At 67.3% G+C, this 26,319-nt stretch carries 25 protein-coding genes; 11 read left to right on the top strand and 14 right to left on the bottom strand.

All coding sequences use genetic code 11. The features are described from left to right. Nucleotides 1-274, top strand: a 274-nt coding sequence (locus C491_RS08905; RefSeq protein WP_005555368.1) for a cupredoxin domain-containing protein, incomplete at its 5' end; no start/stop codon positions are given. Nucleotides 275-389: 115 nt separating this feature from the next. Here C491_RS08905 and C491_RS08900 read toward each other — a convergent pair. Both C491_RS08900 and C491_RS08895 read right to left on the bottom strand, forming a co-directional pair. Beyond that, a complete protein-coding gene (locus C491_RS08900; RefSeq protein WP_005555366.1) occupies nt 390-1,556 on the bottom strand; it encodes a mechanosensitive ion channel family protein in 1,167 nt (388 codons plus the stop codon). Between the two features lie 99 nt (nt 1,557-1,655). Further along, nucleotides 1,656-2,219, bottom strand: a complete 564-nt coding sequence (locus C491_RS08895) for a thioredoxin family protein (protein WP_005555364.1) — start codon at nt 2,217-2,219, stop codon at nt 1,656-1,658. 169 nt (nt 2,220-2,388) lie between these two features. Here C491_RS08895 and C491_RS08890 point away from each other — a divergent pair, with 169 nt between their 5' ends. The 4 genes from C491_RS08890 to C491_RS08875 all read left to right on the top strand — a co-directional run bounded on the left by C491_RS08890 (nt 2,389) and on the right by C491_RS08875 (nt 6,064). Next, nucleotides 2,389-3,090, top strand: a complete 702-nt coding sequence (locus C491_RS08890; RefSeq protein WP_005555362.1) for a hypothetical protein — start codon at nt 2,389-2,391, stop codon at nt 3,088-3,090. A 92-nt stretch (nt 3,091-3,182) separates the two neighbouring features. Further along, nucleotides 3,183-3,668 (top strand): Lrp/AsnC family transcriptional regulator, encoded by a 486-nt coding sequence (locus tag C491_RS08885; protein WP_005555360.1) that lies wholly within the window; start codon nt 3,183-3,185, stop codon nt 3,666-3,668. Then, complete coding sequence (locus tag C491_RS08880) at nt 3,665-4,822, top strand: pyridoxal phosphate-dependent aminotransferase (RefSeq protein WP_005555358.1); 1,158 nt, start codon at nt 3,665-3,667, stop codon at nt 4,820-4,822. Before C491_RS08885 ends, C491_RS08880 begins: the two co-directional genes overlap by 4 nt. A 45-nt stretch (nt 4,823-4,867) precedes the next feature. After that, a complete protein-coding gene (locus tag C491_RS08875; protein WP_005555356.1) occupies nt 4,868-6,064 on the top strand; it encodes a GNAT family N-acetyltransferase in 1,197 nt (398 codons plus the stop codon). Nucleotides 6,065-6,496: 432 nt separating this feature from the next. Here the strand turns inward: C491_RS08875 and C491_RS08870 are convergent, their stop codons facing one another. The 3 genes from C491_RS08870 to C491_RS08860 form a co-directional block, all read right to left on the bottom strand. Then, complete coding sequence (locus C491_RS08870) at nt 6,497-6,721, bottom strand: hypothetical protein (protein WP_005555355.1); 225 nt, start codon at nt 6,719-6,721, stop codon at nt 6,497-6,499. 87 nt (nt 6,722-6,808) lie between these two features. Further along, nucleotides 6,809-7,975 carry an NAD(P)/FAD-dependent oxidoreductase gene (locus tag C491_RS08865; RefSeq protein WP_005555353.1) on the bottom strand — a complete coding sequence of 389 codons (1,167 nt, stop codon included), beginning with the start codon at nt 7,973-7,975 and terminating at the stop codon, nt 6,809-6,811. Between the two features lie 42 nt (nt 7,976-8,017). Further along, nucleotides 8,018-9,112 carry an NAD(P)/FAD-dependent oxidoreductase gene (locus C491_RS08860; RefSeq protein WP_005555351.1) on the bottom strand — a complete coding sequence of 365 codons (1,095 nt, stop codon included), beginning with the start codon at nt 9,110-9,112 and terminating at the stop codon, nt 8,018-8,020. Nucleotides 9,113-9,222: 110 nt separating this feature from the next. Between C491_RS08860 and C491_RS08855 the strand changes: the two genes are divergently transcribed. Together C491_RS08855 and C491_RS08850 are read left to right on the top strand one after the other, a co-directional pair. Continuing rightward, on the top strand, nt 9,223-10,209 hold the full coding sequence (locus C491_RS08855; RefSeq protein WP_005555348.1) for an ornithine cyclodeaminase family protein: 987 nt from the start codon (nt 9,223-9,225) through the stop codon (nt 10,207-10,209). A gap of 132 nt (nt 10,210-10,341) precedes the next feature. Continuing rightward, nucleotides 10,342-12,180, top strand: a complete 1,839-nt coding sequence (locus tag C491_RS08850; RefSeq protein WP_005555346.1) for a sensor histidine kinase — start codon at nt 10,342-10,344, stop codon at nt 12,178-12,180. Here the strand turns inward: C491_RS08850 and C491_RS08845 are convergent. Together C491_RS08845 and purL are read right to left on the bottom strand one after the other, a co-directional pair. After that, nucleotides 12,150-12,731 carry a response regulator transcription factor gene (locus tag C491_RS08845; protein ID WP_005555344.1) on the bottom strand — a complete coding sequence of 194 codons (582 nt, stop codon included), beginning with the start codon at nt 12,729-12,731 and terminating at the stop codon, nt 12,150-12,152. The two genes, C491_RS08850 and C491_RS08845, sit on opposite strands and share 31 nt — an antisense overlap. Nucleotides 12,732-12,857: 126 nt before the next feature. Further along, entirely contained in the window at nt 12,858-15,125 is a 2,268-nt protein-coding gene (gene purL, locus C491_RS08840; RefSeq protein WP_005555342.1) for a phosphoribosylformylglycinamidine synthase subunit PurL, read from the bottom strand. Between the two features lie 339 nt (nt 15,126-15,464). Between purL and C491_RS08835 the strand changes: the two genes are divergently transcribed. The 3 genes from C491_RS08835 to C491_RS08825 all read left to right on the top strand — a co-directional run bounded on the left by C491_RS08835 (nt 15,465) and on the right by C491_RS08825 (nt 17,506). Continuing rightward, complete coding sequence (locus C491_RS08835; protein ID WP_005555340.1) at nt 15,465-16,151, top strand: PHP domain-containing protein; 687 nt, start codon at nt 15,465-15,467, stop codon at nt 16,149-16,151. Then, complete coding sequence (locus C491_RS08830) at nt 16,148-17,227, top strand: asparagine synthase C-terminal domain-containing protein (RefSeq protein ID WP_005555338.1); 1,080 nt, start codon at nt 16,148-16,150, stop codon at nt 17,225-17,227. Before C491_RS08835 ends, C491_RS08830 begins: the two co-directional genes overlap by 4 nt. An 84-nt stretch (nt 17,228-17,311) precedes the next feature. After that, nucleotides 17,312-17,506 (top strand): cold-shock protein, encoded by a 195-nt coding sequence (locus tag C491_RS08825; RefSeq protein WP_005555336.1) that lies wholly within the window; start codon nt 17,312-17,314, stop codon nt 17,504-17,506. A gap of 221 nt (nt 17,507-17,727) precedes the next feature. Here C491_RS08825 and C491_RS08820 read toward each other — a convergent pair whose 3' ends face one another. The 7 genes from C491_RS08820 to C491_RS08790 form a co-directional block, all read right to left on the bottom strand. After that, nucleotides 17,728-18,057, bottom strand: coding sequence for a cupin domain-containing protein (locus C491_RS08820; protein WP_005555335.1), 330 nt, complete (start codon nt 18,055-18,057; stop codon nt 17,728-17,730). Between the two features lie 223 nt (nt 18,058-18,280). Beyond that, nucleotides 18,281-19,372, bottom strand: a complete 1,092-nt coding sequence (locus tag C491_RS08815) for an Mrp/NBP35 family ATP-binding protein (protein WP_005555333.1) — start codon at nt 19,370-19,372, stop codon at nt 18,281-18,283. Nucleotides 19,373-19,538: 166 nt separating this feature from the next. After that, nucleotides 19,539-19,853, bottom strand: coding sequence for a hypothetical protein (locus tag C491_RS08810; RefSeq protein ID WP_005555331.1), 315 nt, complete (start codon nt 19,851-19,853; stop codon nt 19,539-19,541). Beyond that, entirely contained in the window at nt 19,850-21,229 is a 1,380-nt protein-coding gene (gene nrfD, locus C491_RS08805; protein ID WP_005555329.1) for an NrfD/PsrC family molybdoenzyme membrane anchor subunit, read from the bottom strand. The genes C491_RS08810 and nrfD overlap by 4 nt, the downstream gene beginning before the upstream one ends. After that, a complete protein-coding gene (locus C491_RS08800) occupies nt 21,226-23,016 on the bottom strand; it encodes a 4Fe-4S ferredoxin N-terminal domain-containing protein (RefSeq protein ID WP_005555327.1) in 1,791 nt (596 codons plus the stop codon). Before C491_RS08800 ends, nrfD begins: the two co-directional genes overlap by 4 nt. 281 nt (nt 23,017-23,297) lie before the next feature. Further along, nucleotides 23,298-23,975, bottom strand: a complete 678-nt coding sequence (locus C491_RS08795; protein WP_005555325.1) for a helix-turn-helix domain-containing protein — start codon at nt 23,973-23,975, stop codon at nt 23,298-23,300. A 133-nt stretch (nt 23,976-24,108) separates the two neighbouring features. Beyond that, nucleotides 24,109-25,023, bottom strand: a complete 915-nt coding sequence (locus tag C491_RS08790) for an alpha/beta fold hydrolase (RefSeq protein WP_005555323.1) — start codon at nt 25,021-25,023, stop codon at nt 24,109-24,111. A gap of 161 nt (nt 25,024-25,184) precedes the next feature. Here C491_RS08790 and nirK point away from each other — a divergent pair, with 161 nt between their 5' ends. After that, nucleotides 25,185-26,291 (top strand): copper-containing nitrite reductase, encoded by a 1,107-nt coding sequence (nirK, locus tag C491_RS08785; RefSeq protein WP_005555322.1) that lies wholly within the window; start codon nt 25,185-25,187, stop codon nt 26,289-26,291. The last annotated feature ends 28 nt before the right edge of the window (nt 26,292-26,319 follow it).

Here is a 26,319-nt window from a genome sequence, read left to right as displayed (position 1 = left end):
CGGTATCGAGCCCGAAGCGATCGAGGGCGAGCAGAACCCGACGCTGATCCTCGAGGAGGGAGAAGAGTACGAAATCGGCTGGCCGGAGGGAGACGGCGTCCGGCACAATATCGAGATCTGGGACGAGGACGGTGACGTCGTCGACGATTACGAGACCGACCTCACCGACGACCCCGGCGACGACCAGATCCTCACGATCACGGCCACCGAAGAGATGGCCGCCTACCGGTGTCGGCCCCACGGCAGCATGGAAGGCGAGATCCGCGTCGAGTAGCGCTTTTCCGGCCGGATGGGGTGCTTATCCGATCCAAGTTCCGAGACAAATCGACCGGCACGCGACGCCAAACGATCCGAGACGGATGGTCCGTGACGGCGACCGGGCAGGGGCCTCAGTCGTCGGTCGTCGAGAGTCCCGCCTCCTCGCGAGTCCCGCTCTCGATCCGGAACCCGTCCCCGCGCGGGGAGTGAACGCGATGGGGGTAGGGGATCGAGATCCCCTCTCGGTCGAACGCGTCCGCAACGGCCTCGATGACCGCGGTGCGGGCGTCGTGGGTGCGGCGCTTCGTCGGGTTCCCGATCCAGACGTGACACTCGAGCAGGATCGAGGAGTCGCCGAACGCCTTCGTGACGACCTGGGGGTTCGGCGAACTCTTGATCATCTCGAGGTCGTCGACCGCCTCGACGATGATCTCTCGAGCCCGTGAGACGTCGGCGTCGTAGTCGACGCCGACCTCGACCTCGACGCGGAGCTGGTTGTTCCGCGAGTAGTTCGTCAGCTGACTGCTCGTCACCTCGTCGTTGGGGACGAGGACGTGTTTATCGTCGAATGTCTGGATCTTGGTCGTAAATATCGTGACGTCGGTAACGATTCCGCTGGTTTCGTTGACCTCGATCCAGTCGCCGACGTGGAACGGACGTGAGAACAGCAGGACGAAGCCCGCGAGCATCGCCGCCAGCGTCTCACGGGCGGTCAGTGCGACGATCGCCGTGATCGCCCCCGCGCCGAGGAAGATGTTCGTGAGGTTGATCCCCCACAGCGAGAGGATCACCGTCGCCGCCGCGGCGATGATCGCGACGTCGGCGACGTGGTGGGCGACCTCGCTCTGGTGTTTCGTAACCGCGCTCGTCTCCGCGAGCGTGTCGATCGAGCGATTGACGAACCGGATCGCCAGATACGCGGTGGCCGCGATGCCGAGCGTGATGATCTGCTGGGCGGCCTCCCACCGGTCGATCGTCGCCGCCTGGAGGGTGAACTCGAGGACGAACAGCACCTCCCAGATCGCGCTGAAGCTGTAGACGACGACCATGGTAACGATACCGAGGATGAGAAGCGAGACGACCTCGCCGAGCTTCGGCCCGTATCGCTGGCGGAGCGCGTCGTAGACCCGAGAGGCGCTTGCGGCGCCGATCAGAATCAGCACGAGAAGCAGAGCCGTCGCAAGCAGTTTCGGACCGAGCGTGTCGAGGTAGGTCTCCTGGATCCACTCGACGACGTCGGGCTGGAGCACGAGGTCGAGCGGGAGCGACGACGGAAGGAGGGAGGGATCGACGGCCATGCGAGCGGAGTCTGTCAGACGAACGGTGGTCCGGACACGAATCTCTTGTGGTCCGGCGGCGGTCGGATCGTCCGGAGTCGTTCACCGACGGTTTCGGTCCTATGCGTCGTCGGTCCACTTGATCGAACAGCCCTGGGAGGGCTGCCACTCGAGGTCGACCTCCTCGTCGGCGAGGACGCTCTCGATGGCCTCACGGATATGGAATCGGGTCGGCTCGTCCTCGGGATTCAACGCGTCGTCGAGTCGGCCCTGGTAGACCAGCCGGAACGTACCGTCCTCGCGGCTGAACAGGAACGGATCCGGCGTACAGACCGCACCGTAGGTTCGGGCGACGTCCTGGCTCTCGTCGCGGAGGTAGGCGTCGTAGGCGATGCGACCGTCGGCGACGTACTCGCGCATCTTCTCGAGGGAGTCCTCGGGGTACTCCTCGGCGTCGTTGGGATTGATCCCGACGACCGAGACGTCGTCGTACTCGTCGGCCAGCTCGTTCAGCAGGTCGAACTTCGCCTCCGCGTACGGACAGTGGTTGCAGGTGAAAACGACGAGCAGCGCCTCGCTGTCGGCGAACTCCTCGAGCGCGTGCGTCTCGCCGTCCGCGCCCTCGAGTTCGAAGTCGGGGGCAACGTCACCGGCCTCGAGTTCGGAATCGGACTGGAGTGCCATACCCGAACGTAACAGCCATTCGCCCTTATAGGATACGCCGTCTGCTGTCGAGTCGCCGTCACCGCGTCGGGAACGGCCGTCTCCTCGCGAACGCCGTGCCCCTTACGTTATAGTATTCTGCACTGAAGTTCCAGGAATATATTTGTACCAGCGGGGTGACTGGTTCGGTATGAAGACATTCGAGGTAACCGACGACCAGTACGCGATCGTCCAGCAGCTACGCGAGGAGATCGGCGACCACGTCGTCGGCAAGTACGGCCACGTCCGGGAACGCGACGCCGTGCAGTTCCTGATCGACAACCTTCACGACGAACTCGAGCTCGAACCCGGAACCGCGGGCGACGACGTGGAGGTGAGCGAGGACGTCACTGCTGCCGACGACGCGGACCTGCAGACGGTCTCGTACGACGAGGCGGAGTCGGTCAACGAGGGACGCGACGGCCAACCCGCCGAGAGCCGGGATGCCTCCGCCGTCGACTCCGACGAACCGATCACCGGCGACGGCGACGCGAAACCGGGACCGTCCGTCGACCGGAAAGCCGACGACACGGCCACCTCCGCTGACGAGGGGCTCGCGGGAACGCCAGGCGTGCCGGCCGACGGCGATTCCGGCGACCACGACTCCGAACCGCCTGGCGACGGAGCCGACGGCGAGGACGACCCCGAACTGCTCGGCGACGGAGCGGACGGCGCCGCTAACGACGACGAGATGTTAGACGAGATGATGAACCTCCTTCGGACCCACGACGACAAGTGGGAGGAGGCGCCGTCGGGCGAGGCGAGGTACGCGGTCACGCTCCCAGGCGGCTCGGTCGAGACGGTCCAGACGAAAGACGACGTTCGCGCGCTGCTGTTCAAGAACTATCGGTAGGGCGACGACTCCGCCGGCTCGTCCGGGCCTCGCCGAACGCAAAAAACCGGGGATGGACAACGTTTTACTTCACCCTCGCGCTTGGGAGGGATATGAGCGAACGCGAGGTGCTCGAGTTGCTCCGTGAGAACGCGCGGTACTCGGCCGACGACATCGCGCGAATGACCGACCTCGAGGAGCGCGAGGTCGAGGAGACCATCCAGGAACTCGAGGCGGCGGGCGTAGTTCGTGGCTACCAGGCCGTCGTCGACTGGGACAAACTCGAGGACGAGCGCGTCCGGGCCGAGGTCGAACTCAACGTCCACCTCGACCGCGAGACCGGCTACGGCGAGATCGCCGAGCGCCTCGCACGGTTCCCCGAGGTGACCGCCCTGCGGCTGGTCAGCGGGGACTACGACTTCGACATGGAGGTCGAGGGCGAGTCGATCCGGGAGGTCTCACAGTTCGTCAGCGAGAAGGTCGCTCCCGTCCCCGAGATCACGCAGACGGTCACCCACTACGTGATGACCTCCTACAAGGAGAACGGGATCGAGTTCGGCGACGGCGAGGAGGACGACCGGCTCTCGTTCTCGCCATGACGTTCGAACTCTCCGAGCGAGTCCAGACCGTCCCGCCGTCGGGTATCCGGCGCTTCTTCGAGATCGCCGAGGAGCGCGACGACGTCATCTCGCTCGGCGTCGGCGAGCCCGACTTCTCGACGCCGTGGGCCGCCCGCGACGCCGCCATCGCCTCCCTCGAGCGGGGGCGGACCTCCTACACCGCAAACCGCGGGACGAGGGAACTCCGCGAGGCTATCGACGAGTACGTCGCCGACCGGTTCGACCTCGAGTACGATCCGGCCGAGGAGATCCTCGTCACTGCGGGCGCGAGCGAGGCCGTCGACCTGGCCTTTCGAGCCTTCGTCGATCCCGGCGACACCGTCGCCGTCGCCCAGCCTTCATACATCTCCTACGAACCCGGCGTGATCTTCGCCGGCGGCGAGGTGCTGTCGGTGCCGACGAAAGAGACGGACGACTTTCGGCTCACCGTCGACGCCCTCGAGGCGGCGGGCGCCGACGAGGCCGACGTCCTCGTGCTCTGTTACCCGAACAACCCGACGGGGGCGATCATGCGCGAGAGCGATCTCGAGCCGATCGCCGAGTTCGTCCGCGAACACGATCTGACGGTGTTCTCCGACGAGATCTACGCCGAGTTGACGTACGATGGAGACCACACCTCGATCGCGACCCTGCCCGGGATGCGCGAGCGAACGATCGTCTTCAACGGGTTCTCGAAGGCCCACGCGATGACCGGGCTCCGACTGGGCTACGCGCTCGGACCGAGCGAGGCGATCGGTGCGATGAACAAGATCCACCAGTACACGATGCTGTCGGCGCCGACGACCGCCCAGCACGCCGCGCTCGAGGCCCTCGAGTCCTGTGAGAACGATGTTCGCGACATGGTCGACCAGTACGACCGCCGACGTCGGTTCGTCCTCTCGCGCTTTCGGGAGATCGGGATGGACGTCTTCGAGGCCAAGGGCGCCTTCTACTGCTTCCCCGAGGTGCCCGAGGGCTGGACCGCCGAGGAGTTCGCCGAGGGAGTGCTGCGCGAGGAAGGGGTCGCCGTCGTCCCCGGCGACGTCTTCGGCCCCGGCGGGGAGGGCCACCTCCGGATCTCCTACGCGACGGGGCTCGAGGATCTCCGGAAGGCCCTGGCCCGTATCGAATCGTTCGTCGAGAACAACACGTAGGCCCGCTCCAGAACCTTCTTTTTCGCCGGCGACGCGGTCGTTCGTATGGCCGACTACCGTCCGATCCCGGACGAACGGGAGCGCTTCCACGAGTACCGCAGCTACGCGTTCAGGCCCGAGGGGGGCGTCCCATCCTACGATCCCGACGAGCACGAGGATCCCCGGTCGACGCGGGGCGCTCGCCGCGGTGTCTTCGTAGCGGGCGACGACCGACCGCGAACCGTCTGCCGTCACTACTGGCTCGAGGCCCGCGTCCGGGACGACACCTATCCGGTGGCTGGGCTGGCGTCGGTCGCAACACCTCCCGAGTTCCGCCGCGAGGGCAACGTCCGCGAGTTGCTGGCGGGCTCGCTCGAGGAGTACCGCGATCGGGGCGACCGCCTCTCGATCCTCTGGCCGTTCCAGTACCGCTTCTACCGGAAGTACGGTTGGGAGACCGCCAACCGGATCGTCACCCACGCCGCGTCGCCCGACGTGTTCGCGTTCGCCAGGGGCGCAGACGAGGGCTCGTTCCGCTCCCTCGGGGCCGACGAGTACGACGTCCTCGAGCCGGTGTACGACGCCGCGCGCGAGGGCCTGGCGCTCGAGCGCGACGAGGCGTGGTGGCGCCACCGGATCTTCGCGGGCCACGACGCCGATCCGTTCGTCTACGTCTACGAGCGCGACGGCGAGCCCGCGGGATACCTCGTCTACCGCATCGAACGCGACGACGGCGCGCGGACGATGCAGGTTTCGGAGCTGGCGGCGGTCGACGGCGAGGCGCTGCTCGCGCTGTTTGCCTTCTGTGCCGACCACGACTCGCAGGTCGAGCGCGTGGAGCTGCGGGTCTCCGAGGCGGTCCCCGTCCGGGAGCTCGCACTCGAGCCCGACGAGATCGAGACGACCGTCGAGAACGGCCCGATGGTCCGGCTCGTCGACGTCGCCGAGGGGCTCCCCGCGCTGACAGCGAGCGAGGTCGATGCGGCGCTAACGCTCGAGGTCGCGGACCCGCTGGCCGACTGGAACGACGATCGGTTCGTCCTCGAGACGGCAGACGGAATCGTGACCTGCGAGCGAGCCGACGACCCGGACGGCGAGCCCGACGCGACTCTCGACGTCGGCGCGCTCTCGCAGCTTGCCGTCGGCGCCCGCTCGGCGAGCGACCTCGCGTACGCGGGTCGACTCGAGGCTGACAGTGGGACAGTGGGGTCGCTCGAGACGCTCTTTCCGGAGACGGACGTCTACTTCGGGCATTTTTTCTAGCGAGATCCTCATCGAACAGATCTCGTATCGACTACGCTGTCACTCGAATTCGATATATAGGCGGACCATGTATCAGTTCGGTCCGATTGTTCTTCCTGCGGTGGCGTGCGCTGTCGACCGACCGAGCGAAAGCGAGGGCGGTCAATGATGCCGCGCGAGGGATGAACGAGCGGAGCGCGGCGCGTAGCGCCGCGGACAGGCGAACGGCCAACGGCCGTGAGCCCACAAGCGAGTGAGTCGGCTGGGGAGGACGTGGCCGATCCCCTGTGTTCGTGCGAGCAGGACTGCTACTCGTCGGTATTACCGCGAAAGCCCCTGGTCCCTTTCAGTCCCACCCAGCGGTGGTCAGTCAGAGCTGCAGACTCGAGTCCAAACGTTCCATACGCGTCTCCACGTATCGACCGTGAAGAGCGGTGTAGTAGGGGACAGACGTTACTTCCGAGCGCTCGAGCCCTCTCGCGGATGGGCCTTCTTGAACAACGGCCACGCCAGCACCATCAGGCCCGTCCAGAGAAGGATGAACGAGGCACCGAGGGCGCCACCCGAGAGCCCCAGAAGCGACAGGACGAGCGTGCCGACGATCGCCAGGACGGCGACGCCCATCCCTACCGCCTGCATTGCGCTGTAACCGCCGGTAGTGACCGTATCACCGAGCATGATAAAATCAGTATGATACGAGTGCAAGTGCTTTCCGGAGCGAACTGCGAATCGCGTTCCAGCGCACACCGTTCATCCCCTCGACGCTCAGACGACGTTCCGCTCGAGTCGTTCGCGCTCGGTCCCGAACCGATCGCTCGAGAGCGCCCCGATATCGACTAGCGAGGCCTCGCCGTCGGCGATCAACTCGGCGACGAGCCGCCCCGTCGCGGGGGCGTGCTGGAAGCCGTGGCCCGAGAAGCCCGCGGCCGTGATCAGGCCGGGGACCGTCTCCTCGAGGACGGCGTTGTCGTCGGGGGTGACGGCGTACAGCCCCGCCCACCCCCGTTTGATCCGGGACTCTGGCCCGAAGTAGGTCGCCCACTCGGACGCAGTCTCGAGGACATCAGCCGCCCAGTCGAAGTCGATCCCGCGGTCGTAGCCGTCGGGGTCCCGGTCCGGATCGTCGCCCGCGAGGTGACCCCCGACCAGCGCCTCGCCGTCGCGTTCGGGCCGGAAGTAGGTGCCCGTCTCGAGGTCGACCGTCAGCGGATCGCTCTCGGGAACGGGCGTCTCGGAGTCGACGACCATCATCTGGCGTCGCTTGGGCGCGATCGGCAAGTCGACGTCGGCCATCGCGGCGACCCGACGCGCCCACGGCCCCGCGGCGTTGACGACGTACTCGGCCTCGAGGGGGGCGTCGGGCGTCTCGACGCCGACGATGCGTCCGCCCGATTCGGTTCCGTCGTCCTCGCGCAGGACGTCGGTGACGGGCGTTCCCGTCCTGACGTCGACGCCCGCGTCGCCAGCGGCTCGGGCGTAGGCCTGCAGCGCGAGATGGGGGTCCGCGAAGCCGTCGGTCGGTGAGTATGTCGCTGCCACGAATTTTTGGGAATCGATCCCCGGACAGCGCTCGCGGGCAGCCTCGGGCTCGAGCACCTCACTCGGCACCCCCCGTTCGTTCTGCATCTCGACGGCCGTCTCGAGGGCTGCGGTGGTCTCGTCGGTTCGAGCGAGAAACAGGTAGCCGTTCCGTCGGTAGTCGATATCGACGTCGAACCGCTCCTCGAACGCGCTCCAGACGGCCATGCTCGCGAGCGAGAGCTCGACGTTCGTCGGCGTCGAGAACTGCGCCCGAATCCCGCCGGCGGCCCGTTCGGTGCTGCCGCTCCCGATCGACCCCTTCTCGCAGACGACGACCTCGAGCCCGCGCTCGGCGAGCTCGAGCGCGCTCGCGAGCCCCACGATCCCGCCACCGACGACGACGGTGTGCATACGGGGTACGTTGGCACGGGACGGGATAAGCGTTCGTCGTCGTTAGTCTCGGAACCTGGTCGGCGAGAGTCGCCGCCGGTACTCGGGGTCGACGTCGCCCTTGAGGAGCCCGTGGACGACGTCGGCGACCGCGGGCGCCAGCGTGATCCCCTGGCCGCTGAGGCCGACTGCAACGAGGTACCCGTCGATTTCGGTCTCGCCGACGAGCGGGCGGCCGTCGGGCGTGACGGTTCGGTAGCCGACCCAGTCGTCGACGACAGTCGCGCCCTCGAGGCCAGGGACGAACGTCTCGAGCTCTCCGGCGAAGTCGCGAAACGACGCGGAGATCGATCGGTTCGCGAGATCGTAGCGCTGGCCCTCGACGTAGTCGGTTCGGTAGGCGCCGAGCCAGGCGCCCGTCTCGGTGGGTCGGACGTACCGTTTCGACTCGAAGATCGCCGTCGGCCCCTCGAGGCGCTCGCCCGTCTCGACGGCGAGCATCGGTCCGCGGGTGTGACACAGCGGGAGTTCGATCCCGACCGCGTCGTTCAGCTGCGGCGCCCACGGACCGGTCGCGTTGATCACCCGATCGGCCGCGAGCCGACCCTCGTTCGTCTCGATTGCCGTCACGGCGCCGTCTCGAGTCTCGACGTCCGTGACCGAAACGCCGGTCCGGACGTCGACGCCCGCCACCCGAGCGCGGTCGGCGAACAGGGTCGCTACGGCTGCGGGATCGCAGACCCGGTCCTCGGGCGTGTAGAGCCCGCCCTCGAGGCCGCCGGGCTCGATACCGACTCCGACGAGTTCGTCGGGCTCGAGAAACGAGGCGTCGATTCCGGCCTCGCGAAGCGCCCTCGCGGAGTCGGCGAGACGGTCGGCGAACGCAGCAGTTTCCGCGACGTAGACGATCCCGATCCGATCGGCCTCGAGGTCGCCGTCCTCGCGGAGCTCCCGGTACCGGGCGTGGGCGCGCTCCCGGATTCGGAGGTCGAACGGACCGGGGTCGACGACGGTCCGCATCAGCAGTCCCGCGGAGGCGGCCGTCGTCTCCTCGCCGATTTCGGCTCGCTCGAGCAGCGTGACCTCGCGGTCGGTCGGGCCGAGGCGGGCGGCGATCGCGGTACCGACGATCCCGCCGCCGACGATGACGGTGTGCATACGCTCCCTTCGGGGGCCGGGAATACAGTCGTTTCCCGCCGCGCTCGCGAGTGTGCCGTCGATGACGTACAGCAGTCCGTATGAAGTAGGGGGCCGACGATAGTCGGCACATGGTACGCGTACTCTCCGATTCGGACGTGGCGTCGGTGCTCGAGCTCAAGGAGCTGCTTCCGGTGCTCGCCGAGGCCTTCGAGAGGCAGTACGCGGGCGAGGTCGAGCGCCCGGAGCGGCCCCACTACCCGATCGGGACGGGGCTCGATCCCGACGACCCGACGGAGCCGACCGGGACGGGGCTCTGTATGCCCGCGTACATCCACGGCGAGCCCTACGCCGTCACGAAGCTGGCGACGGTCTGTCCGGACAACCCCGACCGCGGGCTGCCGACGGTCACCGCCCAGCTCGCGCTCACCGATGCCGAGACCGGTCAGCCGCTGTCGTACATGGCCGCGAACCGGATCACCAGCGCCCGAACGGGCTGTATCGGGGGGCTCGCCGCCCGCGAGCTGGCGCCGTCGGGACCGGTCGAGGTGGGCGTGATCGGCGCGGGGACGCAGGCCCGCTGGCAGACGCGGGCGATCGCGGCCGCAGTGGGCTCCCGGCTCGAGTCGATTCGGGTGTACTCGCCGAGCGACTCGAAGGTCGCCTGCGCCGAGGAGCTCGAGGCCGAAATCGACGTTCCGGCGAGCGCGGTCGGGACGCCCCGTGAGGCGGTCGCGGAGGCCTCGGTCGTCGTGACGGCGACGACCAGCACCGAGCCGGTGTTCCCGGGGGAGGCGCTTTCGGCGGGGACACTGGTCGTCGCGGTCGGAGCCTACACGCCAGAGATGCGAGAGCTGGACGCGATGACGGTCGACCGCGCGGCGATGATCGTCGCCGACGTTCCCGAGGAGGCGGCCGAGACGGGTGATCTTCGCGAACACGGCGACCGGGAGCTGGTGCCTCTCGGTGGCGTCCTCGCGGGGGAGTTCGACCGGGAGTCGCCCGACGATATCGTCGTCGCCGCGAGCGTCGGCTCCGCAGTGCTCGACGCCGCGACGGCGGGGTTCGTCTACGACCGAGCGCTTGAGGCCGACCTCGGGACCGAGAACCCGCTGTAGGCCCGACGTGGCAGGTGCGGCCGCGGAACTCAAATCCCCCCGTCCCGAACGGTTTTTTGTATCGATGATCGGAATCCAAACCCGTTCGGCTCGGGACGGCGGCCGGGGACGAAGCCGACGGGGGGATCGGCCGTGACGGTTCGCTCGGTTCCGTTCGCCGATCGGATCGCCGACGGCGTCTTCGCGCTCGACGCGTCGCTCCGATTTACCTACCTCAACGACGAGGCGGCGGCGCTGTTCGACGCCTCGAGCGAGGAGCTGCTGGGTCGTTCCGTTCGGGAGGGAGTTCCCGCAACCCTCGAGAGTCAGTTCCCCGAGGCGTTCTACCGGACGATCGACGACGAGCTTCCGACGACGTTCGAGTTCTATCACCACGAGCGCGAGGCGCGGTTCGAGCTGCGAGCGTACCCTTCCGAGGAGGGGCTCTCCGCGTTCGTGCTCGAGCTCGACGACCGACGCCGAAGCGTCGACCACCACGCCGCGGTCATCGAGGCGATCGACGACGGCGTCGTGACGATCGACGGCAACCGGCGGATCGTCGCCGTCAACGGGGCGATGATCGAGTTCCTAGACGCCGACCGCGGCTCGATCGTCGGTGAACGCGTCGAGACGCTGGCCGAGCTCGCCGGCATCAGCGAGGACGACTGCGAGGCGATCCGCCGGGGCATCGGCGACGTCGAGTCGGGACTGGCCCGACAGCGGCGGTTCGAGCTCCCGATCACCGACGGCGACGGGAGCGAACGGATCGGCGAGCTGCGGATCGTTCCGGTGCGGGACGGAACCGCGACCGCCGCGGCGGTCGTCAGGGACGTCACCGATCGCCGCGAGTACGAACGGGTCGTCGAATCCCTCCACGAGGTGACCCGCTGGCTCCTCGAGGCCGACGACCCCGAGGAGATCTGTGCCGTCGCCGTCCGCGCCGGCAGCGACCTGCTCGACCTGCCGATCAGCGGCGTCTGGCTGCTCGAGGAGGAACGGGGCTACCTCGAGCCGGTCGCCGGGACGGCCGAGGCGTACGACGAGTTCGGGGGGTTTCCCCGGTTCCGACCGGGCGAGGGGATCGTCTGGGACGTCTTCGAGGACGGCGAAATCGAGCGCTTCGACGACCTCCGAACCGTCGATGATCTGTACAACCCCGACACGCCGCTGCGATCGGAGATCATCGCGCCGATCGGTACCCACGGCGTGCTCATGACCGGCTCGTTCGAACCGGAAGCGTTCGACGAGACCGACGTCGAGTTGCTCTCGACGCTGATCGAGAACACCCGCGCCGCGCTCGATCGAACCGACAGGGAACGGGTCCTTCGGGAGCGAACCGAGCGGATCGAACGCCAGACCGAACGTCTCGAGGAGATCGCGCGGATCCTCTCGGGGGATCTGCAACACCAGCTCGAGCAGGTGGCCTCGATCCTCGACGCCGACGACGACCGGGAGCTTCCGCTGGCCGAATCCGAGGTCGAGGCCTCCCTCGAGCGAACCGATCGGCTCGTCGACGACGTTCGCGAACTCGCCCGTGAGGCCTCCGCCGTCGGCGCGCGATCCCGGATCGATCTGGGGGCCGCGATCGAGTCGGCGGTCGCGTCCTCGCGACTCGACGCTAACGCGGTCACCCTCGAGGAACCGGCAACGCTTCGGGCCGACCGCGAGCGGTTCGGCCACCTCCTCGAGTCGGCGTTCGACGAGATTGCGGCCCGTGCCGACGGCGCGAACGTGACAGTCGAGATCGGGCTGCTCGAGTCCGAGTCGCGCGGACTCGTCGTTCGCGACGACGCGACCCAGCCCAAAGACCGGGTCGACGATACCCGCGGGCTCGAGCTGGCGGTCCTCGAGGCGATCGCCCGCGCTCACGGCTGGCGACCCGCTATCGGGCGCGACGACCGGGGTAGAAGACGGATCGAACTCGCGGGGATCGCGACGCTCGAGTGTAGCGAGGAGGGCGGTCAGTCGGGGGCCGACGAGACGTCCCGATAGAGCCGCCGATTGTGGTCGCGCTCGAGGAGCTGCGAGCGCGTCTCGTTGACCCTGGTGCGAAGAACCGCAATCCGATCCTCGAGCTCGGCGTACTCCTGGCTCGACTGGAGTTCGGCCTCGCTGAGCCGTCCGTCGAGGGATGCCTTCTTCGAGGCGAGTTCGAAGTACGCGCCGAGTTGCTCGTCGTAGGTGCGTCGCAACAGCAGGTTTTCGACGCTGTGTCGGAGGTCGTCCCGCGAGATCGGCTTGAGGAGATAGTCGTCGAATGCCGCGTCTTCGGGGTCGACAGTGGGTTCGACTCCCGTAACGGCCACAACCTGGCTGTCGATCCCCCGGGAGCTGATCGAATCGCACAGCTCGCTGCTCGGCCCGTCCGGCAGGCGGTGACAGTCGACAATGACGACATCGAACCCCCCGTCGACGACCGCACCGACCGCCGACTCGTCGCGGACCGTCTCGACGTGGTAAGCGTCCTCGAGCCAGGAGGCGTACAGCTCGGCGAGGTCGGGCTCGGCCTCGACGATCAGCACGGAGGGGGTGTCGGTATCCATTTGACGGGCGCACCTGAAGCTATCAGTTCGTCGTAGCGTTCGGCCCGATCGTATATCAAGATACCGGGCCCGTCTACGGAGCGGGATGCGGCTGCAGCACGGACGTCCACGTCCTCAGCCGAGGGATCAGTGGAGTTCGCGCTCAATCGTCGCCCGCCAGTCGGCGACCGCGGCCGCGCCGACTTCGAACAGTTCGCCGTCGGCGTCCCGAACGGTGAGTGTCCCGTCCGTCGTCGCGGCGCCGAGTTCGCGGACCGGGGCCACGTCGTCGAACGCCTCGCGGACGGCGTCCGGGTCGTCGGTCTGAATCAGCGCGCGACCCGGCTGCTCGTGGAACAGCGCGCCGATCGAGTCGTCGCCGGGAACGGTGACCTCGAGGCCCGCCGTCTCCGTAATCATCTCGGCGAGTGCGACCGCGAGCCCGCCGTGGCTGACGTCGTGAACCGCGAGCGTCGAGTCGGCGTTCGCGACGTCGGCGAGCGTCTCGACGAGGGCGGCTGGCTCCTCGGGCAGGGCGGGGAAGCGATCGCTGCCGTCGAACCGTGCGAGGTACTCCGAACCGCCCAGTCGGAACTCGTCGGCCTCGAGGCCACGGTCGCCGACGAGCAGGAGGGTGCCATCGGACTCGACGGACAGCGGCGGGGCGTCGTACCCCGCCTTCGTACCGACGAGCGCCAGCGTCGGCGTCGGCGGGATCGGCCCCGCGACGGAGTCGTTGTACAGCGAGACGTTCCCGCCGACCACCGGCGTCGACAGCTCGGCGCACATCTCGGCGAGGCCGTCGACGATCCCCGTAAAGCCGCCGTAGACGCCGGGCTTCTCGGGGTTGCCGCCGTTGAGACAGTTGACCGCCGCGAGCGGGGTCGCACCCTTGGCCGCGACGTTCGTCGCGTTCTCGAGGGCGATCGCTCGAGCGCCCTCATACGGTGCCGTTGCGGTCCAGTTCGGGGCGGCACCCGAGGAGATCGCGAGCCCGGTGTCGGTCTCGCGGTTACCACCGCTCGACTCGTCCGCGGAGCGTGGCTCCGCGCTTGCCTCTCTGATGGCGACGATCGCTGCGTCGTCGCCCGGCCCGACGGCCGTCCGAACCCCAACCTCGTGGTCGTACTGGCGGTAGACCCACCGCTTGGAGGCCGTGTTCGGGCTCGAGACGACGGTCTCGAGGGCGTCCTCGAGGTCGACCTCGGGCAGGTCGGTTTCCGGCACCTCGGGCTCCTCGGCGGGAAGGTCGTTCATCGGCGCCCCCTCGCCCAGGAAGTGGGCGTCGACGTCGACGACCGTGTCGCGCTCTCCCGGCTCACTCTGCTCGCCGGTCGAGTCATCCGAGGCGCGTTGCGCCTCGCTCTCCTCAAACGTACAGGTGTAGTTCCCGTCGGTGACCTCGCCGATGACCGAACAGCCCAGATCGAACCGTTCCGCGATCTCGCGGACCCGGTCGACGTTCTCCGGCGTGACCTCGTAACACATCCGCTCCTGGGACTCCGCGAGCAGGATCTCTAAGGCGTTCATGTTCGGCTCGCGCTGGTGGACCCGCTCGAGTTCGATCTCGGCGCCGAGCCCGCCCTTGGCGACGAGCTCGCTCGAGGCGCCGCCCAGTCCGGCCGCGCCGAGGTCACGGGCCGACTCGACGAGGTTCTCTTCGACGAGGACCTCGTTGGCCTCGATCAGCAGCTTCTCCGCATAGGGGTCGCCGACCTGGACCGCAGGTCGGTCCTCCGTCTCGGCGTCCTCCGCTAAGTCCTCGCTGGCGAAGCTCGCGCCACCCAGCCCGTCCCGTCCCGTGGCGTTGCCCACGAGGACAAGCTTGTTGCCCGGCTCCTGGGCCACGGCGGTTACGAGTCGGTCCTCGTCGGTGAGTCCGACGCAGGCGACGTTCACCAGCGGATTTCCCTCGTAGTCGGGGTGGAAGTCGGCGCTACCCGCGACGGTTGGGACCCCGATACAGTTGCCGTAGTGGCTGATCCCCTCGACGACGCCCTCGAGCAGGTACTTCGAGTGCTCGCGGTCGAAGCTCCCGAAGTACAGCGAGTCCGCGAGCGCGATCGGGTAGGCACCCATCGAGAGCGTGTCCCGGACGATCCCGCCGACGCCGGTCGCGGCGCCGTCGAACGGGTCGACGTAGGAGGGGTGGTTGTGGCTCTCGATTCCCAGCGTGACGTAGGTGTCGCCGTTCTCGCCCGTCTCGGGGTCCGGCAGCGCGACGACGGCCGCGTCGTCGCCCGGCCCGACGACGACCCGCTCTCCCTCGCTGTCGAACGCCGACAGCAGGGGTCTCGAGGAGCGGTACGCGCAGTGTTCGCTCCAGAGGTTCTCGAACAGCGCCGCCTCGGCCGGCGTCGGCTCCCGTCCGAGCTCCTCGACGACGAGTTCGCGGTCCGAATCGGCAAGGCTCATTCATCTAGGTGGTGAAAGTCGGGCAGTATATGGGTTTCTATATGCACGTTCGTGACTACCGAATGGCTCGAAGGTGCTTTCCCTTGCCGCTTCGCGACGAACGTCACAAGAGCGGTTTTATTTTCGATTTCGTTTACGCTTGCGTTTGCGTTTTTATCAGTGAGAGGGACCGACGGTCCAAGACGCCCACTCGTACCGCTCTTTGGATCGGCAAAGCCGATCCCGCTCGAGGTGAGTCCTGGGTTCGTGGCCGACCGGTGCCCGTCGTGCGTCGCTTCGGCCGACGGGCTCGAGCCGACGATCGGGGTGTTTTTGACCGACCGGCGGAAAGACGTACTCGTGCTGTCGGTCGAACTTCACGCCCACTCGTCGCTGTCCTACGACGGCCGGGACTCCGTCGAGCTCATCCTCGAACAAGCGGAGGCCGTCGGCCTCGACGCGATCGCCATTACGGATCACGACGAGATCGACGCGAGCCTCGAGGCCGCAGAGCGCGCCCCCGAGTACGGACTCGTCGGCGTTCCGGCGATCGAGATCTCGAGTGCGGCCGGACACATCCTCGGGCTGGGCATCGAGGAGGCCGTGCCGCCGGGGCTGTCCTACGAGACGACCCTCGAGCGAATCCGCGAGCAGGGCGGGCTGGCGGTGATCCCCCACCCGTTCCAGCAGTCGCGCCACGGCGTGACCGCCCGCATCGCGTCCGCGGAGCTCACGAAGGCGGACGCGATCGAGGTGTACAACTCGCGGCTGTTGACCGGACGGGCCAACCGCCAGGCCAGGCGGTTCGCCCGAGACCACGGGATGCCGATGACCGCGGGTAGCGACGCCCACATCAGCGAGATGGTCGGGCAGGCGGTCACCCGCGTCGACGCCGACGAGCGCTCGGCCGCGGCGATCCTCGAGGCGATCCGCGAGGGCAAGACGTCGGTCGAGGGAAAACGGACGCCGTGGCACATCAGCTTCCGCCAGTTCGGCGGGGGCGTCACGCGCCGCATCAGAAACACCGCCCTCGGACTGCTTCGATGACCCTTCGCGGGACCGATTCCGACACCGTCCGCCGAGTCCTCGAGACCGGAGAGTCGCTGCCGGGGACGTTCGGCTTCGCGGGCGAGGTCGACGGCCGGCTCGTCCGGGACGTTCTCGGACGGGTTCCGCTGTTCGTCGACCACGCGGCCGACGCGTGGGCCTTCGAGCCCGGCTCGCTCGAGGATCCGGCGCTCTTCCCCGCGGGCTCGGTCGCGGCTCCCGGCGAGGCGCCCGCGAGCGTCTGGTCGCTCCCCGAACCGACGCCCGACGAGCCCGAGGTCGCCCTCGAGGGCCTCGATCGTGCGCTTCGGACGGCGATCGACCGCGTCCGCGAGCGCGACCTCGATATTGCGGTTGCGTTCTCCGGCGGCGTCGACTCCGCACTGGTCGCCGAGCTCCTCGACGCTCCGATCTACGTCGTCGGCTTCCCGGACAGCCACGACGTCGAGGCCGCCCGCACGGCAGCCGCGGCGATGGACCGCGAGCTCACCGTCGTCGAACTCGAGCCCGCCGACCTCGAGCGAGCGGTCCCCGACGTCGCCCGCGCGATCGGGCGAACGAACGCGATGGACGTCCAGATCGCACTTCCCCTCTATCTGGTCGGCGAGTACGTCGCCGCGGACGGCTTCGACGCGCTGGCGGTCGGCCAGGGCGCCGACGAGCTGTTCGGCGGCTACGAGAAAGTGGTTCGCCTCGACCACAGAGTCGAAGCCGAGACCACCCGCGGCGCGGTCCGCGAGCAGGTCCGCAGCCTCCCCGAGCAGCTTCCCCGAGACGTCCGCGCCATCGAGGCGACGGGGCTCGAGCCCGTCGCGCCCCTGCTCCACGACAGTGTCATCGACGCCGCGCTCCGTTTGCCCGACGAGTTGCTCGCCGACGAGGAAGTCCGAAAGCGGGGCTTCCGGCGGGTGGCGAGCGAGTCCCTGCCCGAGGTGGTCGCGATGCGGGACAAGAAAGCCGTCCAGTACGGCAGCCTCGTCGCCCGCGAACTCGATCGGCTGGCCCGCCAGGCGGGGTACAAACGGCGGATAGACGACCACGTCACGAAGTACGTCGAGTCGCTGCTCGAGACCTGAGAAGACGTGGGAACCGAAGGCGGCGGTCGTGATACCGCGACTCTCGGAACCCTTATGCGGGAACTGGCCCTACAGTTGTTTGTAATGGCGAAAGGTAACGTTGACTTCTTCAACGACACAGGCGGCTACGGTTTCATTTCCACGGACGACGCGGACGAGGACGTTTTCTTCCACATGGAAGACGTCGGCGGCCCGGACCTCGAGGAAGGCGAAGAGATCGAATTCGACATCGACCAGGCCCCCAAGGGCCCCCGCGCGACGAACGTCGTCCGCAACTAATCTCGCTTCTCTCCGTTGTGAAACGGTGAACGGCGATTCGTTTTTTGAGAACTCACACACGACAGCCGCTGTCTCGTATACACATCTCTGAGCGGNGGTGAACGGCGATTCGTTTTTTGAGAACTCACACACGACAGCCGGCGCTGTCGGCAGCGACGACGGTTCGGTCGACGAACCCGCTCTCGAGGAGCGGCGCGACCGAACCACAGGAATCGCGTCCGTCAGGACGGCAGCGGGCAGAGACTCGCGGTGAAGATCACGGTCTCGCCGGTCTCGTTCTCGGCGCCGTGTTCGACGCCCCGCTCGTTGAGTACCACGCCCGGCGCCTCGATCTCCTCGCGCTCGTCGTCCCGCAGCACCGTCACCGTCCCCTCGAGGACGTGAAAGACGTTCGTGCTGTCGCCGTGTTCGTGTGGCTCGAGGGTCGCGCCCGGCCCGAGGGCGAAGGCCTTGACGAGAACGTCGTCCTCGACGACCAGTTCCGTGCTCTCGACCTCGCCGTCTGCGGGCTCGAGGTCGGCGACCGCGTCGGTGTAGCTATCGAGTGTCATCGGGTTCGGATTCGGTCCCCGCGGCCAAAAGTGTCGGTCATGACTCGGCACGGAACACGTCAAGATTGGCGGCAAGAGCCCGCGCGTCGCGAGCCACGCCCTGCAGTCGTTCTCCGGTAGCGAGTTTACCGACGCCTGGCGGTTCGCGCTTCCGGCAACTGCGATCGACGAGCCTGACGACGGCAACGAGCAGTAACCCGGAGAAATCGTTCCGACAGTCCGTTTAGTCCTCGAGTTCGGTCGGCAGGGCGTCGTCGGGCGTATCGGAGGTGTTCTCCGAGACGGTCCGGCGGTTGGACTCGCTGACGCGGTCGGCAACGTTGGCGACCAGCTCCTCGAGCGTCTCCTGGACCTCGCTGTCGTCGTCCTTGACGAGGGTCCCCTTGCTGCCGTCGGCGCCGAAGTCGGGGTGGATCGGGATCTGGCCGATCAGCGGGACGTCGTACTTGTCGACGATCTGCTGGGCGCCGTCGGTGCCAAAGAGGCTGTACTCCTTGCCGGTGTCCGGGGCGATGAACGTGCTCATGTTCTCGACGACGCCGAGGACGGGCGTGTCGTGTTTGTTGAACATCTGAATCCCCTTTCGGGTGTCGTCCAGGGCCATCTCCTGTGGCGTGGTGACGACGACGGCTCCCGTGACGGGCATCGACTGGAGCAGGTTCAGCGTGGCATCCCCGGTGCCCGGCGGGAGGTCGACGATGAGGTAGTCGAGTCGGCCCCACTCGACGCCGTCCAAGAACTTCATCATGAACTTGTTGACCATCGGCCCCCGGAGGATCGCCGGGTCGTCCTCCTCTTCCATCATGAAGCCCATGCTGATCACGCGGACGCCGTCCGAACGGGGTGGGACGATATCCTCGTTGGGCGTGACGCCGGGGTCGCTCTCGACGGGCAAAATGCGTGGAATGTTCGGGCCGTGGATGTCCGCGTCGAGGATACCGACCATCGCGCCGCGTTTCTCGAGGCCCGCCGCGAGGTTGGCCGCGACAGTCGTCTTGCCGACGCCGCCTTTCCCCGAGGAGACCGCGATAACGTTACGAACCCGCGGCAGGACCTCGTCGTCGAACCCGTGCTCGGCGCCGGCGTGGGCGCGCAGGTCGGGCTCGAGGCCGGCCTCCTGGACGACCTCGCGGATCCGGTTGCCGATCTCCATCTCGGCGGGAGCGTAGGGCGTGTTGAACGCGAGCGAGATCCGGGCGGTCTCGTCGTCGATCGTGACGTCGTTGACCAGGCCGAGCGTGACGATGTCCTCGTCGATGTCCGGGTCCTCGATGCCCTCGAGTTCGATCTTGAGTTCGTATTCTGTGATGCTCATACTGGGTGGAGGCGTGTTCGACGATCGGTAGGGTGTGCAACGGGATACGTGTGATGGTTCGGTGGGCGAAACGGTGGCTGAGAACGACCAGCGGGGGCGAACGCGGGGCTCGGTCGGTATCGCCGCAAAGAACGGAACGTCGGTTCGGTCGGGGCGATCGTCCGGGTTACGGACCCGGCGACGCCAGCGGTTCCGGCAGTCCGCCGTAGAACAGGACCCCGATGATCATGGTCAGGATGAACATCCCGATCCACATCTGGGCCGTGATTCCGACGAGGTAGCCGACACCGAGCAGCCCGGTGCTCGTATCGCGGGGTTCGCCGAGGAACCACGCGGCGACCATCACGTAGACCGGCACGAGGACGACCCCGAAGATCAGGTAGGTCCCGATGTTGGGGAACCCGGTGAGACCCTCGGTACCATCGTACCCGTGGTACATGATATGGGAGAGGGCGTTTGCGACAGCCGGTGCCGAGATCATGCTTCAACCTCCGGCTGCTTCGTACTTTCCTCTACCGGTTCGTGCTCGTGTTCGTGACCGTGTCCGTGATCGCCACGAAGGTGTTCGATCGCGTGGAGTTCGACCACGGGGATCACCTTCGCGACCACCAGGAAGAACAACACGACCAGTCCGATCGTGCCAAGCAGCGAGGAGAGTTCGATCGCGCTCGGGAAGTAGTCGCCGGGCGTCGCCTCGTAGATACTGAACGAGGGGTACCAGAAGCCCGAGAGGACGAAGTAGAGCTTCTCGGCCAGCGTCGCCGTCAGCACGATCACGCTGGCGATCATCGCTCGGAGCTTCGTAAACAGCGCGGGACGGACCGTCGTCGCGAAGATGAAGCCCAGCACGCCGAGGACGCCCAGAATCGGGATGACGTACAGCGGGTGCGTGAACTTCGAGGCGGTCGCCGCGCCGTGGTCGACCGTCGGGTGGAAGCTCCCGGCGGTGAGCTGCTGGAGCTGGAGCCAGAGGAACAGCAGACAGAAGAACCCGAGCCACAGCAGGAGGCCGCGGAAGATGTCGTCCGTGATGATGTGATCCCAGTCGTAGGCGCGCCGGAAGGCGGCCGACAGCAGGATCACGCCGCTGATCGCGGAGGTCAGCGCGATGGTGAGGAACTGCGGGCCCTGCACCGCGCCGAACCAGCCGGGGTAGTTCGGTAGCACCGCGAACAGCCACGGAATGACACCGCCGTGAAGCAGGAGCGGGGCCATAATGATGATCGCGAGGGCGACCCACCAGACCATCCGATCGATGATCTGGTCCTCCTTCTCGGAGTAACCGAGGGTCAGCCCGTCGTAGATCGGATCGAAGCGGTCCGGCAGCTGGTCGCGCAGCCGCGTAACGTCGTAGCGGATCGTCAGCGCGAGGTAGGTCGCCGTCAGCACGAAGTAGGCAGTGATGACGGTAACGTCCCACACCAGCGGCGAGTTGTTGACCGTGATGTGGTAGTGACCGAGAACGCTCGTGACCATCCGGTCCGGGCGGCCCATGTGGACCAGGATGTAGAAGCCGGCCGCCGAGAGGCCGGCCAGCGTCAGCAGTTCGGCCAGGCGGGCGACGGGCATGTAGCGGTCCATCCCGAGGAGTCTGACCGCCGCGGAGAGGATGATCCCCCCGTGGGCGATCCCGACCCACCAGATGAACGCGCCGATGTACAGTCCCCAGGTGACGCCGCCACCGCTCCCCCAGTCGGAGAGTCCAGTAACGACGAGTCCCTGGTACAGCTGGTAGCCCCAGGCGACCAGGAACGCGCCGAGTGCCAGCCCGGCGACCGCGAACATGATGAAGTACAGCTTCGAGACGTTCTGGATCGGACGCAGAATGTCCGCCTCGGTCGGCGACTTGGTGCTCATAGGGACACCCCGGCGTCACCGACGGTGCCCTCGTCGAGAACGTCCTTGCGGTTGTCGACGGCTTCGACGGACTCGCCGTCGGCGCGCTCGTAGCTGATGTCCTCGTAGTTGACGCCCGATCCCGTCGGCTCGGTCTGTTCGGCCTGCGGGCCGGGCTCGTTGCCGAGGTAGATGATGTTGGGGTTCGTTCCCTGCTCCTCGAGGAGCTTGAAGTTCGAGGCCGGCGTGCCGGCGAACTGCTCGAGCAGGAACTGCGCGGCTTCCTCGTCCGGCTCGAACCCGTTGTCGTCGTCGTCGTTATCGTCCTCGTCGTCGCCGTTCTCCTCGTCCTCGTCTTCGTCGTCGTCGTTATCGTCGCCGTTCTCCTCTTCCTCGTCGACGTCGACACCTTCCTCGTCGCCGTCGGCCGGCTCGTCGAGGTCGGGTTCGTCGGCGAGGTTGAGTTCCGCGAGGACCTCCTGGTTCGCGAGGCCGAGACCGTGGCTCTCGATCGCAGCCAGCGCCTCGGTGACGTCGTTTTCGAGGTCGGCGACGTCGCCGTCGCCGTCGCCCATCTCGTCGCCGCCGGTGATCTGCACCGCGATCATCAGGCCGAGTTCCTCCTCGTCGAGGTCGGCTGCCTCGAGGACCGATTCGAGGTCGTCGTCGGCACCCTCGAGCTCCTCCTCGAGTTCGTCGGCCGACGGCGGGTTGATCTGTGCGAGGGTCCGGCCGCGGGCCGGGTTGGCAGCGTACGTCTGTGGGTCGCTCGACTCGTCGTGCATGTTGCCGAACTGGATCGCGTCCGGCGGACAGGCCTCCTCGCAGGCGGTCGTCCCGACCATCTCGTCGCCCATCTGGCCGTCCTGGCGGGTCGGACACATGGTACACTTGCTCATGACGCCTCGCGGCGCGCGGCTGTCGACCCAGCGCTCGCTGCCGTAGCCGTCGTCGGTCGTCATGTGATCGCCGTCCATGTCCTCGTGGAACTCCGCGATCTCGTCGGTCGAGATGTCGGGTTCGTCCCACTGGAAGTAGTTGACGCCGTAGGGACAGGCGACCTGGCAGTATCGGCAGCCGATACAGACGTCGTAGTCGGTCAGCACGAGGCCGTCGGAATCCCGCGTGTGGCGGGCCGTCGTCGGACAGACCTTCTCACACGGCGCGTCGGTGCAGTGCTGACACGGACGGACGAGTCGGTTCCGGCTCGTCGAACTCGACGCACCGGGGTCCTCGAACTCGAGGACGTACATCCAGTTGACACCCTGGTCGAGGTTGTTTTCCGAGGAGCAAGCAGTCACACAGGAGAGACAGCCGTCACAGCGCTCGAGGTCGATGGCCATCCCCCACTGGACGTCGCCCTCGCCGCCCTCGGGCGCGCCGGACTCGTCGTCCTCGTCGTCCTGGGCGGCGGCCGCTTGCTGCTCGCCGTCGTCGACGGTCGCCCAGGCGCCGAGACCGACCGCGGCCGCGCCGGCACCCATCTTCTTCATTACGTCGCGGCGGGGTTCCTCGCCGTCGCCGTCGAAGCGAGAGAGCATCCTGCCGACGGTTCCCTTCGCTTCCTCCTGGGCCTTCTCGTAGGCCTCCTGGGTCGGACGGTTGTCCTCGCCGAACTCCTCGAGAACGTCCTCATGGTACTTCTCGTGGAAGTCGGCCTCCGAGAGTTCGCCGCGAGTGACCCGCATCGCGTCCTCTGCCATCGCCATCCCGAGATCGGTGTCGTACTCGGTGTCGTCGAGCATCCCCTCGAGGTCGTTCTCCCACTCCTCGCCGAGCGGGTGGAACGACTCGTCGTCCGCACTCATTCCCCGAGAACACCTCTCGTCGGAACGGTTCGATTACACGTCGGTACGAAGTTGAATACAGCCATATCTGTAGCCTCTATCCCGCACTCGCAACTAGATGGTGTTGAACCATCGAGGCGATTTCCAACTTCTGAGAACGGGTGCGAACATGTTCGCTAGTATATTACTGACTGGGACCGAAAACCCTTTACTACCCGTTCGGTTCGGTATCGCGATTCGCGACGGCGTTCGCTGGACGGATCGAACTCGGGTGCGGATCCGGGGTCGGAAGGCGATCTCGGTCAGTCTCCCGCGAGCGGTCTCTCGATCATCTCGTCGTCGTCGTGGAGCGCCGGGAGGTCCTCGACGAAGTGTTTGACAATTGCCTCCTCCGCCCGATGTAGCGTCTCGCTACAGGTCGATTTGGCGATCCCGAGGTGGCCGGCCAGCTCGGTCAGCGAACAGCGCCGCGGCGTGTCGTAGTACCCCTCGTCGACGGCGGCGGCGACGACCTCGAGCTGGCGCTCGGAGAGGAGCTGGCTCTGGTGGAGTCGCTCCTGGACCTGTTCGATGCGGTACTGGAGGCCGAACTGTTCGAGCTGTTCGGCCAGCTCGGCGAGACGCTCGCGCGAGCCGGTGACCTCGATGGTCGCCTCGCCGCCCCGGATCTCGACGGGGAGTTCGATCGGGATGCCGGACTCCCGCGAGGAGAACAACAGCAGGGGTGCCGTCGTCTCGAAGTGGATCGTCGCCTCCCGTTCGCTCCGCTGGACGACCGTGATCTCGAGGACCTGCGGGTGGGCCTCGATCTCGTCGATCATCTCGGGAACCGCCGACCCCGCGAGGCGAACGAGCGCGAACCCGGATTCGTTGCCGGGAACGGCGGCGAGTACACGGAACGTCGCCTCCGGGTACGCCGTCGACACCTGCTGGATCCAGACCTGTTCGGGCAGCGTGATGGTGAGTGTTGCCTGGGCCATGCGAACCAGTTCGGGTAGAACCTATGGGACACGGGAGCAAGATATCCCCCACGATTCCTATCGCGTGGGAATGGAACGTACGGGCGTGTTCCCGCCACATATCGTGGAGTACCGGTCCCGACGGCTGTCGAGTTCAGTCCTCGCTCCCGTCGAGGTGGTCACACAGCAGTTCGGTCGTCCGGGCCGGGCGTTCGTGGGGCACCCAGTGGCTCGTCTCCGGCAGGCGCTCGAGACGCCCCCGATCACAGAACCGGACGCTCGCCGGACCGAGTTCCGGAACGAGCGCGTCGTCGGCCTCGCCCCAGATTACGAGCGTCGGCTGCTCGACTCGATCCCGGGACGCCTCGGGCGGATGTCGCGCCATCGCCCGGTACCAGTTCAGCGAGCCCGTCAATGCGCCCTCGCGGGCCCAGGCCCGTCGGTAGTGGGTCAGCTCCCGCTCGGTGAACGTCCCCTCAGCCGCGGTGTCCCGGAGGGCCCGCTCGAGGAGGCGAAAGTCGTCGTACCGGCAGAGTCGTTCGGGCAGCCACGGGAGCTGAAACGCCATCACGTACCAGCTTCGACGGAGTTGCTCGAGGTTCGACCGGAGCTGTCGGCGGTAGGCGGTCGGATGGGGTGCGTTGATGATCCCGAGGCGGTCGACCCGGTCGGGGTAGCGACGCGCGAGGTCCCAGGCGACGACGCCGCCCCAGTCGTGGCCGACGACGTGGGCACGCTCCCGACCCTCGCTCGCGATCAGATCGGCGACGTCACGTGAGAGATCCCGGAGCTGATACGCCCGGGCCTTCCGGGGTTTCTCGCTCAAGTTGTACCCCCGCTGGTCGGGCACCACGACTCGGTAGCCCGCCTCGACCAGCGGCTCGATCTGCTCGCGCCACTCGTACCAGAACTCCGGGAACCCATGGAGGAGGACGACCAGCGGATCGTCCGTCTCGCCGGCGACGACGACGTGTTCTCTGAGTCCGTTGACGACCCGCGAGGTCGATCGTGCGCCGTCGAACGCGAGCAGCGAGGCGTCCGTCTCGAGCGGCGATGGTGTCGTGGTCACGTCGAGACGTCGGGGCCGGACTTCTATCTGCGTACCGGTCGGCGAACGCCGGCTCTCGACGGCCGGCTTCGGCTGCGAACACGCCCCACGATTCCCTCTACGGAGGAATCATCGAAGATGTGAACCAGTTGACACTCGTCCCTAGAACCGAGGAAACCGTAATGACCACCGTAGCCACCCAACCGACGACGAACCGACGCGCAGTCATCCATACGATCGGTGGAGCCGGCGCGATCGCGCTCGCGGGCTGTCTGAGCGACGACCCGCCCGAAGCCGATTCCGTCGAATCCGAGGCCGACACTGCCCCCGAAGAGGAGCGCCCGGCGGCCGAACCCGTCGACCTCGATCGCATCGCGGCTGACCCGATGGACATCCCACCACCGGTCGACTGGGACGAGCCCCGGACCCACGAGATCACCCTCGAATCGATCGAGGTGACCGCCGAGGTCGAACCCGGCGTCACGGTCGACTTCATGACCTACGACGGCCAGATCCCCGGCCCGATGGTCAGGGTCCGGGAGGGCGACACCGTCGAACTCACCTTCGCGGTGCCCGAGGAACACAACGTGGACGTCCACAACGTCGACGCCCACGCGATCTACGGCCCCGGCGGGGGCGCCGAGGCGACTACCCTCTCGCCCGGCGACGAGCCCGCACGGCTCACCTTCCGCGCCGAGTTCCCCGGGGTCCACATCTACCACTGCGCGGTCCCGAACATGGACCAGCACATCAGCCTGGGGATGTTCGGTGCGATCCTCGTCGAGCCCGCCGAAGGCCTCCCCGAGGTCGACCGCGAGTTCTACGTCGGCCAGCACGAGCTCTACACGGACGGCGAGGCCGGCGAGGAGGGCCACCATGCCTACGACTTCGACGCGACGGCCGACGAGGATCCGACCTACGTCCTCCTGAACGGCGAGGTCGGCGCGCTCACCGAGGACGGCCACGGCCCGATGTACGCCGAGGTCGGCGAGACGGTCCGGGTGTACTTCGCCAACGGCGGGCCGAACCTGACCAGCGCGCTCCACCCCATCGGAAACGTCTGGAGCCGCTACTACCGCGACGGTGACCTGCTCTCGGAGCCCGGCCGAAACGTCGAGACGAACCCGGTCGCCCCTGGGACCGTCGTCGCGGGCGAGATGGAACTGCCCGTTCCCGGACCGGTCAAGCTGGTCGACCACGCGCTCTCGCGGGTCGTCCGGAAGGGGATGATCGGCGTCATCGACGTCGAGGGCGAGCCGAACCCCGCCGTGTACGACGACGAGTCGTGATCGGACCGAGCGGTCTCCGTCCTCATTT

Source organism: Natronococcus amylolyticus DSM 10524 (assembly GCF_000337675.1).
Classification (GTDB): Archaea; Halobacteriota; Halobacteria; order Halobacteriales; family Natrialbaceae; genus Natronococcus; species Natronococcus amylolyticus.
The sequence above is the reverse complement of the archived record's forward strand: the minus strand, read 5'-3'. Positions and strand labels throughout refer to the sequence as shown.